The sequence below is a fragment of the Curtobacterium sp. SP.BCo genome (assembly GCF_051903265.1).
Classification (GTDB): Bacteria; Actinomycetota; Actinomycetes; order Actinomycetales; family Microbacteriaceae; genus Curtobacterium.
In genome coordinates this window covers 422,981-436,727 of the sequence record NZ_CP194337.1, presented here as the reverse complement: position 1 = coordinate 436,727, position 13,747 = coordinate 422,981, and the positions used below count along the sequence as shown (strand labels likewise).

At 72.8% G+C, this 13,747-nt stretch carries 13 protein-coding genes; 12 read left to right on the top strand and 1 reads right to left on the bottom strand.

The features are described 5' to 3' along the window. The first annotated feature begins 19 nt into the window (after positions 1 to 19). The 7 genes from ACRQ4B_RS02035 (at position 20) to ACRQ4B_RS02005 (ending at position 8,993) form a co-directional block, all read left to right on the top strand. Positions 20 to 964 (top strand): helix-turn-helix transcriptional regulator, encoded by a 945-nt coding sequence (locus tag ACRQ4B_RS02035; RefSeq protein WP_439693043.1) that lies wholly within the window; start codon positions 20 to 22, stop codon positions 962 to 964. A 226-nt stretch (positions 965 to 1,190) separates the two neighbouring features. Further along, positions 1,191 to 1,280: a potassium-transporting ATPase subunit F gene (locus ACRQ4B_RS02030; protein ID WP_439693042.1), complete on the top strand. Its 90-nt coding sequence runs from the start codon at positions 1,191 to 1,193 to the stop codon at positions 1,278 to 1,280. After that, positions 1,280 to 2,965, top strand: coding sequence for a potassium-transporting ATPase subunit KdpA (gene kdpA / locus ACRQ4B_RS02025; protein ID WP_439693041.1), 1,686 nt, complete (start codon positions 1,280 to 1,282; stop codon positions 2,963 to 2,965). The genes ACRQ4B_RS02030 and kdpA overlap by 1 nt, the downstream gene beginning before the upstream one ends. A gap of 29 nt (positions 2,966 to 2,994) precedes the next feature. Further along, positions 2,995 to 5,091, top strand: a complete 2,097-nt coding sequence (kdpB, locus tag ACRQ4B_RS02020) for a potassium-transporting ATPase subunit KdpB (RefSeq protein ID WP_439693040.1) — start codon at positions 2,995 to 2,997, stop codon at positions 5,089 to 5,091. A 2-nt stretch (positions 5,092 to 5,093) separates the two neighbouring features. Beyond that, positions 5,094 to 5,699 (top strand): potassium-transporting ATPase subunit KdpC, encoded by a 606-nt coding sequence (kdpC, locus tag ACRQ4B_RS02015; RefSeq protein ID WP_439693039.1) that lies wholly within the window; start codon positions 5,094 to 5,096, stop codon positions 5,697 to 5,699. Positions 5,700 to 5,811: 112 nt separating this feature from the next. After that, positions 5,812 to 8,304: an ATP-binding protein gene (locus tag ACRQ4B_RS02010; RefSeq protein WP_439693038.1), complete on the top strand. Its 2,493-nt coding sequence runs from the start codon at positions 5,812 to 5,814 to the stop codon at positions 8,302 to 8,304. After that, positions 8,301 to 8,993 (top strand): response regulator, encoded by a 693-nt coding sequence (locus ACRQ4B_RS02005; protein WP_439693037.1) that lies wholly within the window; start codon positions 8,301 to 8,303, stop codon positions 8,991 to 8,993. The genes ACRQ4B_RS02010 and ACRQ4B_RS02005 overlap by 4 nt, the downstream gene beginning before the upstream one ends. Here ACRQ4B_RS02005 and ACRQ4B_RS02000 read toward each other — a convergent pair whose 3' ends face one another. Further along, positions 8,994 to 9,839 carry a helix-turn-helix transcriptional regulator gene (locus ACRQ4B_RS02000; RefSeq protein WP_439693036.1) on the bottom strand — a complete coding sequence of 282 codons (846 nt, stop codon included), beginning with the start codon at positions 9,837 to 9,839 and terminating at the stop codon, positions 8,994 to 8,996. A 110-nt stretch (positions 9,840 to 9,949) separates the two neighbouring features. On the opposite strand from ACRQ4B_RS02000, the gene hxlB reads away from it, so the two are divergent. The 5 genes from hxlB to ACRQ4B_RS01975 all read left to right on the top strand — a co-directional run bounded on the left by hxlB (position 9,950) and on the right by ACRQ4B_RS01975 (position 13,727). Further along, positions 9,950 to 10,513, top strand: coding sequence for a 6-phospho-3-hexuloisomerase (gene hxlB / locus ACRQ4B_RS01995; protein ID WP_439693035.1), 564 nt, complete (start codon positions 9,950 to 9,952; stop codon positions 10,511 to 10,513). A gap of 11 nt (positions 10,514 to 10,524) precedes the next feature. After that, positions 10,525 to 11,163: a 3-hexulose-6-phosphate synthase gene (gene hxlA, locus ACRQ4B_RS01990; RefSeq protein WP_439693034.1), complete on the top strand. Its 639-nt coding sequence runs from the start codon at positions 10,525 to 10,527 to the stop codon at positions 11,161 to 11,163. A 196-nt stretch (positions 11,164 to 11,359) separates the two neighbouring features. Next, the gene (locus ACRQ4B_RS01985; protein WP_439693033.1) at positions 11,360 to 12,463 is read left to right on the top strand and encodes a GNAT family N-acetyltransferase; all 1,104 of its coding nucleotides are present in this window, start codon (positions 11,360 to 11,362) and stop codon (positions 12,461 to 12,463) included. Continuing rightward, positions 12,460 to 13,182, top strand: coding sequence for an alpha/beta hydrolase (locus tag ACRQ4B_RS01980; protein ID WP_439693032.1), 723 nt, complete (start codon positions 12,460 to 12,462; stop codon positions 13,180 to 13,182). The genes ACRQ4B_RS01985 and ACRQ4B_RS01980 overlap by 4 nt, the downstream gene beginning before the upstream one ends. Then, positions 13,179 to 13,727, top strand: a complete 549-nt coding sequence (locus tag ACRQ4B_RS01975) for an AAA family ATPase (RefSeq protein ID WP_439693031.1) — start codon at positions 13,179 to 13,181, stop codon at positions 13,725 to 13,727. Before ACRQ4B_RS01980 ends, ACRQ4B_RS01975 begins: the two co-directional genes overlap by 4 nt. Positions 13,728 to 13,747 lie beyond the last annotated feature (20 nt).

The following is a 13,747-nucleotide window of genomic DNA, read 5'->3' as shown; positions in this document are numbered from 1 at the left end:
TCCGGGGATACTGAACGACATGGCCGGACCCTCCTCCCGCATGCTCGCGCTGCTGTCGCTCCTCCAGGTGCACCGCGACTGGCCGGGCGACGAGCTCGCCGGGCGCCTCGAGGTGAGTCCGCGCACGGTCCGCCGCGACGTGGACCGCCTGCGCGGACTGGGGTACCGGGTCGAGTCCCTGCGCGGGCCGGCGGGTGGCTACCGCCTCGCAGCGGGCTCCGACCTGCCGCCGCTGCTGTTCGACGACGACCAGGCCGTCGCGATCGCCCTGGCACTCGCCGTGGCGCCGGCGTCGGGTGCGGACATCGCGGAGTCGGCAGCGCGCGCCCTCGCGACCGTCCGGCAGGTGATGCCGTCGCGGCTCCGCTCGAGGGTCGACGCCGTGCAGGCCGTGACCGCGACCGGCAGCGTCCGCACCGATCCGGACGTCCTCGTCGCGGTGAGCGAGGCGGTGCACCTCCGTGAGGTCCTGCGCTTCGGCTACGGCGACGACGAACGGCCGCACCGGGTGGAGCCGCACGCGGTCGTCGCCCGGAACGGCCGCTGGTACCTCCTCGACTGGGACCTCGACCGCGAGGACTGGCGCACCCACCGGGTCGACCGGATCTCCCCGCGGATGCGGACCCGGGTCGCGTTCGTGCCCCGCCCCGTCCCCGGCGGCGATCCGGTGGCCTTCGTGTCGGCACGGTTCAAGGGCTCCACCGGCGGCGACGTCTGGCCCTGCGTCGGCACCGCCGTGCTCGAGGTCGCCGCGCAGACCGTCGCTCCGTACCTGCCGGCGGACGCCGAACTCGAGTCCCTCGGACCGGCACGCTGCCGGCTCACGCGCGGTTCCTGGTCGTGGGAGGGCCTCGCCGCAGCGTTCGCCGCGGCCGCGGTGGACTTCACGGTGGAGGGTCCGGACGAGCTCCGTGAGGCCACCGCCGCCCTGGCCCGACGGCTGCGCGGAGCGAGCGCCCGTTAGTGACGCGCATGCGTCCGTCAGGAGCGCGTTAGGGATCCGTCAGGACCGGCCTGGAGGCGCGGCGCAGGACCCACCATCGGTTCGGCACCACCCGTGGTGCCGTCCGCGTCGCCCGGCGCGGACCCCGTGAACTTCTGGAGTCCCTCGTGTTCGACGTCTTCGTCGTCGCCGGTGTCCTCGCCGTGTTCGGCGTGGTGGCACTGATCGCCAAGGGGGTGGAACGGCTGTGATCGGCATCACCATCGCGGCCGCCGTCCTCGGCATCGCCGCAATCGTGTACCTCGTCTGGGCCCTGGTCCACCCGGAGCGGTTCTGATGGGCTCCGCGGACGTCTGGGCGGGCATCGTCCAGGTCGCCACGCTCGTCCTGCTGCTCGTCGTCGCCTACCGCCCGCTCGGCGACTGGGTGGCGCGGGTGTTCACCCCGGTGCGGCACGCCCGCGTCGAGCGCCTGGTCTACCGGGTGATCGGCGTCGACCCGGACGCCGAGCAGTCGTGGCCCGCGTACCTCCGGGGCGTGCTGCTCTTCAGCGCCGTCGGCGTGCTGCTCGTCTACCTGCTGCAGCGCATCCAGGTCGTGCTCCCCGGCGACCTCGGGCTGCCGAACGTCGGCCCGTCGCTCGCGTTCAACACGGCGGCGTCCTTCGTCGCGAACACGAACTGGCAGTCCTACTCGCCCGAGGTCACCGTCGGCTACACCGTGCAGATGGCCGGACTGGCGGTGCAGAACTTCCTCTCCGCCGCGGTCGGTCTGGCGGTCGCCGTCGCCCTCGTCCGCGGGTTCGCCCGTCGACGCTCCGGCACCCTCGGCAACGTCTGGGTGGACGTCGTCCGCGGCGTCGGCCGTCTGCTCCTCCCCGGAGCCTTCGTCTTCGCGATCGTCCTGATCGCCGGCGGGGTCATCCAGTCGTGGGGCAGCGGCACCGACGTCACCACCCTGGTCGGCGGCACGCAGCACATCCCGGACGGGTTCGTCGCCTCGCAGGAGGCCATCAAGGAACTCGGCACGAACGGCGGCGGCTACTTCAACGCGAACTCGGCGCACCCGTTCGAGAACCCGCAGGCGTGGACCAGCCTCGTCGAGGTCTTCCTCATGCTCGTCATCCCGTTCTCGCTGCCGCGCACCTTCGGCCGCATGGTGGACGACGACCGCCAGGGCTACGCGATCCTCGCGGTGATGGGCGCGATCTTCCTGGTGTCGCTCTCGGTCATGTCGATCGCCGAACTCGGCACGGGCGGCAGCGCCACCCAGGCCGCCGGCGCCGCGCTCGAGGGCAAGGAGATGCGCTTCGGCATCCTCGGCACCACGCTCTTCGGCACCACCTCGACCGCGACGTCCACGGGCGCCGTGAACGGCATGTTCGACAGCTTCACGCCGATCGGCGGGATGATGGCGCTCGTCAACATGATGCTCGGCGAGGTCACCCCGGGCGGTGTCGGCTCCGGCCTCTACGGGATGCTCGTCCTCGCCGTCATCACGGTCTTCATCGGCGGGCTCCTGGTCGGCCGCACCCCCGAGTACCTCGGCAAGAAGATCCGCGCCCGCGAGATGACCTTCGCGTCGCTCTACGTCCTCGTGACGCCGACCCTCGTGCTGCTCGGCACCGGACTGTCCCTGGTGATCCCGGGCGTCCGCGAGCAGGTCGTCGGGACGTCGATCTTCAACCCGGGCAACCACGGGTTGTCGGAACTGCTGTACGCGTTCACCTCCGGGGCGAACAACAACGGTTCCGCGTTCGGCGGGCTCACCGCGAACACCACGTGGATGAACTCCGCGCTCGGCGTCGTGATGCTGCTCGGCCGGTTCGTGCCGATGGTGTTCGTCCTGGCGCTCGCCGGGTCGTTCGCCTCGCAGGACCGGGTGCCGGAGACCGCGGGCACCCTGCCCACCCACCGACCGCTCTTCATCGTGCTGCTCGGCGGCGTCGCCATCGTCGTCTCCGCGCTCACGTACTTCCCGGTGCTCGCACTGGGCCCGCTCGCAGAAGCCCTCGTCCGATGAAAGCCTCGTCGATGTCCAAGAACGCAGCCATGACCACCGCGACCTCCGAGCACGAGGCGAGCACCGCCTCCGGGCCGGCCACTCGCTCGTCCGCCTTCGGACCCCGTCAACTCGTGGCGGGCCTCCCGGGCGCCCTGCGGAAACTCGACCCGCGACTGATGTGGCGCAACCCCGTCATGTTCATCGTCGAGATCGGTGCGGCGCTGACCACCGCGACCGCCTTCGTCGAACCGTCCGTCTTCACCGCGGCCATCGCGGTGTGGCTGTGGCTCACCGTCGTCTTCGCCAACCTGGCCGAAGCGGTGGCCGAGGGCCGTGGCAAGGCGCAGGCCGACACCCTGCGGAAGACCCGGTCGACGACCAGCGCTCGCCGCGTGCTCGGCTACGACCCGGCGGACCCAGCGGCCCTGTCGGCCGCGACCGAGGACATCGCCTCGGTCGACCTCGCGAAGGGCGACCTCGTCGTCGTCGTCGCCGGCGAGGTGATCCCCGGCGACGGGGACGTCGTCGACGGCATCGCCTCCGTCGACGAATCCGCCGTCACCGGCGAGTCCGCCCCCGTCATCCGGGAGTCCGGCGGCGACCGCAGTGCCGTCACCGGCGGGACCCGGGTGCTGTCCGACCGGATCGTGGTGCGCATCACGTCGACACCGGGCGAGACCTTCATCGACCGGATGATCCGGCTCGTCGAGGGCGCCGCACGGCAGAAGACGCCGAACGAGATCGCGCTGAACATCCTGCTGGCGTCCCTGTCGATCGTCTTCGTCATCGTCTGCCTGACCATGCAGCCGATCGCCGGACTCGTCGGGGCCACCGTCAGCGTGACGGTGCTCATCGCCCTGCTCGTCTGCCTCATCCCGACCACCATCGGCGCGCTGCTCTCCGCGATCGGCATCGCTGGCATGGACCGGCTCGTGCAGCACAACGTCCTCGCGATGTCCGGCCGCGCGGTCGAGGCAGCGGGGGACATCACGACCCTGCTGCTCGACAAGACCGGGACGATCACGTACGGCAACCGGCGGGCGTCCCGCGTCGTGCCGGTTCCGGGCGTGAGCGAGGCCGTGCTCATGGAGGCCGCTGCGCTGTCGAGCGCCGCGGACTCCACGCCCGAAGGTCGCTCGATCGTGTCGCTGGCTGCTGACGCCGGGGTGACGCCGGCGCTGCCGTCCGGGACGGTCGAGGTGCCGTTCACGGCCCAGACGCGCATGTCGGGCCTCGACCTGCCGGACGGCTCGCAGATCCGGAAGGGCGCCGCGGCCGCAGTGCTCGCCTGGGCGGACACCCCCGACGCCGGTGTCGTCTCGGCCATCGACGCCACCGTCGCGGAGATCTCCGACCAGGGTGGGACGCCGCTCGTCGTCGGCCGCCGCTCGGCCGGTGGCGTCGTGGAACTGCTCGGCGTCGTGCACCTCAAGGACGTCGTGAAGGACGGCATGGCAGCCCGGTTCGCGGAGCTCCGCGAGATGGGCATCCGCACGGTGATGATCACCGGCGACAACCCGCGCACTGCCGCGGCCATCGCGCACGAGGCCGGCGTGGACGACTTCCTCGCCGAGGCCACCCCGGAGGACAAGCTCGCGTACATCAAGCGCGAACAGGAGGGCGGCAACCTCGTCGCGATGACGGGCGACGGCACGAACGACGCCCCGGCCCTGGCGCAGGCGGACGTCGGCGTCGCGATGAACACCGGGACGACCGCGGCGAAGGAGGCCGGCAACATGGTCGACCTCGACTCCGACCCGACGAAGCTCATCGACGTCGTCCGGATCGGCAAGCAGCTGCTCATCACCCGCGGGGCGCTCACGACCTTCTCGATCGCGAACGACATCGCCAAGTACTTCGCGATCATCCCCGCGATGTTCCAGATCGCGTTCCCCGGTCTGGCGGCGCTGAACATCATGGGGCTGCACAGTCCCTCGTCGGCGATCCTGTCCGCCGTCGTCTTCAACGCGCTCGTCATCGTGGCGCTCATCCCGCTGTCGCTGCGCGGCGTCAGGTACCGCGCAGCATCGGCGTCGTCGATCCTCGGCCGCAACCTGCTCGTCTACGGGCTCGGCGGCGTGATCGTCCCATTCATCGGCATCAAGGCGATCGACCTCGTCGTCGGTCTCATCCCGGGGTTCTAGTCATGGCATCAACATCTCGTTCGTCCCTCCGCTCGCTCGGTGTCGCGGTCCGCCTCACCCTGCTGTCCACCGTGGTGCTCGGCATCGCGTACCCGCTTGCCGTCTGGGGCGTCGGGCAGGGGGTGTTCCCAGCCCAGGCGAACGGCTCGCCGGTGCAGTCCTCCGACGGCACGGTCGTCGGCTCCTCGTTGATCGGGCAGTCCTTCACCGGGAAGGACGCTGACCGGTGGTTCCAGTCGCGGCCGAGCGCCGCGGGGGAGAAGGGCTACGACGCCGGTGCCTCGTCCGGCTCGAACCTCGGCCCGTCGAACCCCGACCTCCTGAAGGCGATCGAGGAGCGCAAGGCCGCAGTGGCGAAGGCGGACGGCGTCCCCGAGTCGTCGGTGCCGGCCGACGCCGTGACCGCGTCGGGCTCCGGCCTCGACCCGGACATCAGCCCGGCGTACGCGCTCGAGCAGGTGTCCCGGGTGGCCGCCGCCCGCGGGCTGTCGGAGTCCGCCGTCCGGCAGCTCGTGCAGCAGCACACCGAGGCACGGCAGCTCGGGTTCCTCGGGGAGCCCGTGGTGAACGTCCTCGAGCTGAACCTGGCGCTCGCGAAGCAGTCCTGACGGTGCCGTCGAACCACGTTCCCGGCGTCGAACCACGCTCGATCGCCGGTTCGACGTCGGAAGCGTGGTCCGACGTTCCGCCCGGCGACCTGACACGCGAGAGGATGAGCCCGTGAAGCGCGGCAAACTGCGGGTCCTGCTCGGTGCAGCGCCCGGCGTCGGGAAGACGTTCACGATGCTCGAGGAAGGGCGTCGCCTGCTCGACGAGGGTCGGGACGTGGTCGTCGCCGTCGTCGAGACCCACGGTCGTGCCGCCACCGCCGCGCTGGTCGACGGCCTCGAGGTGGTGCCCCGCCGCACCGTGTCCCACCGCGGCGTCGAACTCGACGACCTCGACCTCGAGGCGGTCCTGCGGCGGAACCCGGACGTCGCCCTCGTCGACGAGCTCGCGCACACGAACGCCCCCGACGGCCCGCACGAGAAGCGCTGGCAGGACGTCGAGGCGCTCCGGGACGCGGGCATCGACGTCATCTCGACGGTGAACGTGCAGCACATGCAGTCGCTGGGGGACGTCGTCCGTGAGATCACGGGCACCGTCCAGCGCGAGACCGTCCCCGACGCCGTGGTGCGCGCTGCGGACCAGATCGAGGTGGTCGACCTGGCGCCGGCGGCCCTCCGCGAGCGGCTCTCGGACGGGCTGGTCTACCCGGCGGCCCGGATCGACGCGGCACTGTCGAACTACTTCCGGCTCGGCAACCTCACCGCCCTGCGCGAGATCGCCCTGCTCTGGCTCGCCGACGAGGTCGACGACGCCCTGAAGGCGTACCGCGCCGAGCACGGCATCGACCACCGGTGGGAGACCCGAGAACGGGTGCTCGTCGCGTTGACCGGGGGCCCGGAGGGCGAGACGCTCCTCCGTCGGGGGGCACGGATCGCGGCCCGGAGCGCCGGCGGGGAACTGGCCGCGGTGCACGTCACCACGAACGACGGCCTCCGCGAACGCCACCCGGGCGCGCTCGGGAAACAGCGGACCCTGCTCGAGCAGCTCGGCGGGACGTACCACCAGGTGGTCGGGGACGACGTGCCGACGACGCTCGTGCGCTTCGCGAAGTCGATCGACGCGACCCAGATCGTCATCGGGGTGAGCCGTCGGAGTCGCCTCGCGGCAGCGCTCACCGGCCCGGGCATCGGCAGCACCGTGGTCCGCGAGTCCGGCGACATCGACGTGCACGTGGTCACCCACGAGCGCGCGGGCGGTGGGTTCGCGCTGCCCCGGCTCGGCGGGAGCCTGTCGCGGGCCCGGATCGTCGCGGCGTTCGTGCTGTCCCTGGTCGCCGGGCCGCTCCTGACCTGGTTGCTCTCGCTCGGGAAGGATCCGGACGCGATCACGGTCGACGTGCTCGCGTACCAGCTGCTCGTGCTCGTCGTGGCACTCGTCGGCGGCATGTGGCCGGCGGTGTTCGCCGCCGTGCTCTCCGGACTGAGCCTCGACTTCTTCTTCGTGCAACCCCTCTACATGGTCACCGTGCAGCAGCCGTGGCACCTGGTCGCCCTCGTCATGTACGTCGTCAGCGCGGTGCTGGTCAGCTTCGTGGTGGACCGCTCGGCCCGTCGGTCGCGGGCGGCTCGGCGGGCGGCTGCGGAGTCGGGGCTCCTCGTCGGGATCGCCGGCAGCGTGCTCCGCGGCGACGACGCCCTCCAGGCGCTGCTCGACCGGACCCGCGAGGCCTTCGGGTTCGCCGGCGTCCGGATCCGGCAGGGCGACGAGGTCCCGGCCTCGTCGGGAACGTTCGGCGACGCGCCGGACGCGGCCACGAGCCTCCCGTCCGGTGCCGTCCTCGAGTTCGCCGGCGCACCCGACGACCCGACCCAACGCCGACTCCTGCGGGTCGTCGAGCAGCAGCTCGACGCCGCCGTCGAGCACCGCGAACTGACGCGCACCGCGATCGACGCCGAGCGGATCGCCGCGGCGGACCGCGTGCGGAGCGCCATCCTGGCGGCCGTCGGACACGACGTCCGGCGGCCGATCGCGGCCGCGTCGGCGGCCGTGCAGACGCTGCGTGCGTCCGACATCGAGCTGTCGCAACCCGACCGGGAGGCGCTGCTCGCCACCGCCGACGAGAGCCTGCGTCAACTGGCGGTGCTGTTGGCCGACCTGCTGGACGTCAGTCGGGTGCAGGCCGGGGTGCTCGCCGTCACCCCGGTGGCGATCGCCCTCGAGACGGTGGTCGCCCCGGCGCTCGACGAACTCGAGGCCGGGCCGGACGACGTCGACCTCGACCTGCCGCCCGACCTGCCGCCGGTGCTCGCGGACGCCGTGCTCCTGCAGCGCGTCGTCGTGAACCTGCTGGCGAACGCGATGCGGTACGCCCCCGACGGTACGAAGGTGCGGGTCGCCGCGAGCGCGTTCGGCGGCGGGGTGGAGCTCCGCGTCGCCGACCACGGCCCCGGGATCCCGGCGGACCGGCGCGGCGAGGTGTTCCAGCCGTTCCAGCGCCTCGGCGACACCGACAACGACACCGGGCTCGGGCTCGGCCTCGCCCTTGCCCGGGGCTTCACCGAGGGGATGGGCGGCACGATCGAGGTCGACGACACCCCCGGCGGTGGGCTGACCGTGGTCGTGCGGCTGCCGATCGCCGGACACGTGGGAGTGGAGATCCGATGAAGGTCCTGATCGTCGACGACGACGCCCAGCTCGTCCGCGCCCTGGCCGTCACGCTCGCCGCACGCGGGTACGACGTCGTCACCGCGCGAGACGGCCGCGCCGCGATCGACGCCGTCATCACGGAGCGGCCCGACTTCGTGCTCCTCGATCTCGGCATGCCGCGGCTCGACGGCATCGGGGTGCTCGAGGGTGTGCGGGCCTGGTCGCAGGTGCCCGTGCTCGTGCTGTCCGGGCGCACCGACTCCTCCGACAAGGTCGACGCGCTCGACGCCGGCGCCGACGACTACGTCACGAAGCCGTTCCAGATGGACGAACTCCTCGCCCGGCTCCGCGCCCTGGGGCGTCGGCAGGTGGCGGCGACGGCAGCGGCCGGGGCGTCGCCGACCGTGGCGATCGGCTCGCTCGTCGTGGACCTCGTGGCGAAGCAGGTGACGCCGGAACAGGGACCGGCGATCCGGCTGACCCCGACCGAGTGGCGGCTGCTCGAGGTCCTGGTGACGAACCCTGACCGACTGATGACGCGGGAGATGCTCCTCACCGAGGTGTGGGGACCGACGCACGGCAGCGACTCCGGGTACCTGCGGCTCTACATGGCGCAGCTGCGCCGGAAGCTCGAGCCCGACCCCTCGCACCCGCGCTACCTCGTCACGGAGTCGGGCATGGGGTACCGGTTCAGTCCCGCCGGGTGATCACGCCCGGGAGCTGAACGCGGCGAGCTCGGCGCGGGTGCGGGCGCCGTGCTTCCGGAGCAGGTTCGCCACGTGGTACTTGACCGTGTTCACGGTGATCCCGAGGCCGTCGGCGATCTCGCGGTTCCCGACGCCGGTGGCCACGAGCCGCAGCACGTCGCGTTCCCGTGGGGTGAGCCCGCCGTCGTCGGGGGCGTCGACCTCGGCGGGGGACGGATCGAGCGGCAACGTGATGTCGAGGACCGAGCCCCATCCGGGCGTGCTCGACACCTGCACCCGGCCGTCGAGCGTGACGACCCGCTCCGCGATCGGCCGCATCGCGTCGTCGTGCACGTCGAGCGTGCCGGAACCATCGTCGCGGAGCTGCATGAGCAGGTTCCGTCCGTCGCAGTCCCACTGGATGCGGACGCGTTTCGCCGCACCCCCGTCGACGAGGGCGAGCACGGCGGTCCGGACGATGGCCCGGGCGGCGTGCGCGACGTCGCCGGGCAGGGCACGTCCGGTCGTGGGCGGTTCGACGAACTGCACGTCGAGGTCGCCGAACCGGACGAGCGGGCGCAGGTCGGCGCGGAGCCGGGAGAACGCCCCGGTCACGGGTTCGAGGAGCGTGCTGCGCTGCTGGTCGGTCACGGTCCGCAGGTCGACCAGGGCCGCCGAGGCGATCTCGACGGCCTCGGCGCGCGCGGCCGCGTCGGAGACGCGCGGCGAGCGCAGGACGGCGAGCACCGACTCCAGGGTGAGTGCGTGCCGGTCGGCCTGTTCGGCGACGGTCCGGGCATGGTCCGAGGCGGCGAGCCGACTGGCGGGGCCGCGCCGGGCCTCCAGGCCGTCGTCTGCTGCGTCCATGCGGTCGACGGTACCCGTCCCACCCGGATGGGCGGGCCCGTCCGATCGGACGGGACGCCCGCCGTGCCGGGTAGCGGCGCGACGGAGACGCGCGCACCAGGCTTGCCCGCATGGCAGAACCCACCGTCACCGCAGCGCTCGACCTCGTCGTCCGGGAGGCCGCCGACGTCGCGCACCGCCTCGACGGCGACGCCGCCGAACGCGCGCTCGACCTGCTCGACCGCGGTCACCGCGTGTTCGTGCACGGCGCGGGACGCTCGGGGCTCGCGCTCCGGATGACGGCGATGCGGCTCATGCACCTCGGCCGTGACGTGCACGTCGTCGGCGAGGTCACCACCCCGGCGATCCGCTCCGGGGACGTGCTCCTCGTCGCGAGCGGCTCCGGGACGACGACCGGGATCGTGCAGGCGGCCCGCACCGCCCACGACGTCGGCGCGTCCGTCGTCGCACTGTCCACGACGGACGACTCCCCGCTGTCGGAGGTCGCCGACGTCACCCTCGTGCTCCCGGCCGCGACGAAGACCGACCGCTCCGGGACCGCGTCCGCCCAGTACGCCGGCAGCTTGTTCGAACAGGCCGTCGCACTCGTCGGGGACGCCCTGTTCCACACCCTCTGGGCCCGGGGCGGGCAGACCGCCGACGACCTCTGGCCCCGACACGCCAACCTCGAATGAAAGGCACCACCATGCAGATCCAGTTCGCGATGGACACCCTGACCACCGAAGCCGCCCTCGAGCTCGCCGCAGCGGCCGCACCGTACGTGGACGTCCTCGAGCTCGGCACGCCGCTCATCAAGAGCGCCGGGCTGTCCGCCGTCACCGCCGTCAAGCAGGCGCACCCGGACAAGACCGTGTTCGCCGACCTCAAGACGATGGACGCCGGCGAGCTCGAGGCCGACATCGCGTTCGCGGCGGGTGCTGACCTCGTCACCGTCCTCGGTGTCGCCGGCGACTCCACGATCGTCGGTGCCGTCACGGCCGCGGAGAAGCACGGCAAGGGCATCGTCGTCGACCTGATCGGTGTCGCCGACAAGGCCGCCCGTGCCCGCGAGGTCGTCGCGCTCGGCGCCGAGTTCGTCGAGGTCCACGCCGGGCTCGACGAGCAGGCGGAGGACGGCTTCACGTTCTCGACCCTGCTCGACGCCGGCAAGGAGTCGGGTGTCCCGTTCTCGATCGCGGGCGGCGTGAACGCGTCCTCGATCCGAGCGGTGCAGGAGTCCGGCGCGCTGATCGCCGTGGCCGGGAGCGCGATCTACAGTGCGCCCGACGTGGGTGCGGCGGCCGCTGAGCTGCGTGCCGCGATCACGGCGTCCGCCGGGGTCTGAGGCGCGGGCGCGCGCACGCGCGCGCCGTCTCGCGGGCGGGTGCTGCGTGCGCGGGCTCGCTTCGTGAGCAGCAATCGTCGGGTGGGCATCCGCCTCCCGACGATTTCTGCTCACCGAGCGCTCCGCCACCGGCGCCCCGAACCCTCACCGCCCGGCGCCCGCACCCGCGCGCACCTCCGGCGGTAGCGTCGGACGCGTGAGCATCGAGCTGCGCCGGGTGACCGCCGACGACTGGGCGGCCTGGCGTCCCGTCCGTCTGGCCGCACTCGCCGACTCGCCGGGGGCCTTCGGATCGACGCTCGCCGACTGGGCGGACGCGCCGGAGCACCGCTGGCGGACGCGGCTCTCGACCCCCGGGGCGCTCGACCTCGTCGCGTACGACGGGGACGACGCGGTCGGCATGGCCACCGGTGTCCCGGACGTCGACGACCCCGAGCGCGCCGAACTCATCTCGATGTGGGTCGACCCGGCCGCCCGCGACCGCGGTGTGGCGACCGCCTTGATCCGTACGGTCGCCGACTGGGCAGCCGGTACCGGTGCCGCCGTGCTCGAGCTCTCGGTGATGCCGGACAACGTGGTCGCCCGCCGGGCCTACGAGCGACGGGGGTTCACCGCCCTCGACGAGCCCGGCGACCCGACGCCCGACGGTCGGCACGAGGTCCTGATGCGCCGGGACCTCACCCCGGAGCGGACCCTCGCCGCGTACGAGCACGGGGCTGACGCGTACGCCGAGCGCACCGACGACCACCGTGCCGGGCTCGTCGACGACCTGCTCGCGCTCGTCCCCGCGGGCGCACACGTCCTCGAGCTCGGGTCCGGACCCGGACGCGACGCCCTCGCGCTCGAGGCAGCGGGGCTCGTCGTCATGCGTACGGACGGGGCCCGCGCGTTCGTCGACGCGCTGCGGGCCGCCGGCCACGACGCGCGCGTGCTCGACCTGCGCGACGACGACTTCCGGCCCGACGCGGACCCTGCTCCCTACGACGCCGTGTTCGCCAACGCCGTCCTGCTGCACGTCGACCGCGAGGCCCTGCCGGCCGTCGTCGACCGCGCCCGCCGAGCGGTCCGCCCGGGTGGGGTCCTCGCGGCGACCCTCAAGCGTGGTGACGGCGAGGCCTGGAGCAGTCGCAAGCTCGACCGGCCCCGGCACTTCACCTACTGGACGGAGGACGCCCTGTCCGCCGCCGTCGAGCGGAGCGGCTGGACCGACGTCGTCGTCCGCGAGACCACCCGCCCCGGCGCCGAGGAGCGCTGGCTCACCGTGACGGCCCGACGGCCGCAGGAAGCAGGACGACCGTGAACCGTGCACTCCGTTGGACCGCGTGGGTCGTCGCCGTGGTCGTCCTCGTCGCGGTGGTCTTCCTCGTCTGGGCGAACATCGTCATGCAGGGCACCCGCAGTGCTGCGTTGCAGGTCTGGCGCGACGACCGCGTCACCGTCCGTGACGCCGGGGACTCGGTGGTGATGACCCCGACGGGCACCGCCGACGGGAAGGGCATCGTCTTCATCCCCGGCGCGAAGGTGGACCCCTACGCCTACATGGCGACGTTCCGGCAGGTGGTCGCCGCGGGCACGACCGTGGTCATCACGAAGCCGACGCTGCACCTGGCGTTCTTCGACACCCGTCCGCTCGCCACGTTCGAGGCGCACGCTCCGGACGTCTCGACGTGGGCGGTCGGTGGGCACTCGCTCGGCGGCGTCCGGGCCTGCCAGCTGGCGCCGGACGCCGACGGCCTGCTCCTGCTCGGCAGCTACTGCGCGAACGACATCAGCCGGTCGTACATCGACGTCCTGAGCGTGTCCGGATCGCGCGACGGGCTCTCCACTCCGGCGAAGGTGTCGGCCGCGCGTCACCTGCTGCCGTCCACCGCGACCATGACCGAGATCGACGGGTCGAACCACGCCGACTTCGGCGCGTACGGCGACCAGCCGGGGGACGACACCGCGACGATCTCGCGGTCCGACGCCCGGCAGCAGATCAGTGCGGCGATCGAGGAGTGGGTCCGAGGGCTGCAGTGACGGCGGTCCTGCTGCACCTGAACGGGATCCCGGCGAGCGGGAAGTCGACGGTCGCGCGCGCCTGGGTCGAGCGGCACGCGGCGTCGATGCCCGTCGCCCTGGACATCGACGTGCTGCGGTCGATGATCGGCGGCTGGCAGGCGGCCCTCCGTCCGGCCGGGATCGCCGCGCGCGGGATGGCGACCGCGGCGATGCGCGTGCACCTGCGCTCCGGCCGGGACGTCGTCGTGCCGCAGTACGCCCGCTCCGCCGCGTTCGTCGACGAACTCGCGGCGCTCGCCGCGGACGAGGACTCGGTGTTCGTCGAGTGGGCGCTGTGGGCCGACGCGGCCCAGGCGGACCGGCGGTTCGCCGCCCGGGCGGCGGCGGGTACCGGGGTGCACGGCGATCTGGGCGGGGACCGGATGGTGGACGTCCTGGTCGAACTGGAGGCGTTCCTCGCGACGCGCGAGCGCCTCACCCGGGTCGGTGGTCCGGACCAGGGCCTCGGTGCGGTCCTCGACGAGCTGGACGTCGTGGTGGCGACGGCGCGGGGCCTGCGGTGATCCCTCCACAGCGAACGACT

Excerpts from the sequence above, each read along its gene's own strand:
- ACRQ4B_RS02005 (WP_439693037.1), top strand. The coding sequence starts at position 8,301 with ATGAAGGTCCTGATCGTCGACGACGACGCCCAGCTCGTCCGCGCCCTG.
- kdpB (WP_439693040.1), top strand. The coding sequence starts at position 2,995 with ATGACCACCGCGACCTCCGAGCACGAGGCGAGCACCGCCTCCGGGCCG.
- hxlA (WP_439693034.1), top strand. The coding sequence starts at position 10,525 with ATGCAGATCCAGTTCGCGATGGACACCCTGACCACCGAAGCCGCCCTC.
- ACRQ4B_RS02000 (WP_439693036.1), bottom strand. The coding sequence starts at position 9,839 with ATGGACGCAGCAGACGACGGCCTGGAGGCCCGGCGCGGCCCCGCCAGT.
- kdpC (WP_439693039.1), top strand. The coding sequence starts at position 5,094 with ATGGCATCAACATCTCGTTCGTCCCTCCGCTCGCTCGGTGTCGCGGTC.
- kdpA (WP_439693041.1), top strand. The coding sequence starts at position 1,280 with ATGGGCTCCGCGGACGTCTGGGCGGGCATCGTCCAGGTCGCCACGCTC.
- ACRQ4B_RS02035 (WP_439693043.1), top strand. The coding sequence starts at position 20 with ATGGCCGGACCCTCCTCCCGCATGCTCGCGCTGCTGTCGCTCCTCCAG.
- hxlB (WP_439693035.1), top strand. The coding sequence starts at position 9,950 with ATGGCAGAACCCACCGTCACCGCAGCGCTCGACCTCGTCGTCCGGGAG.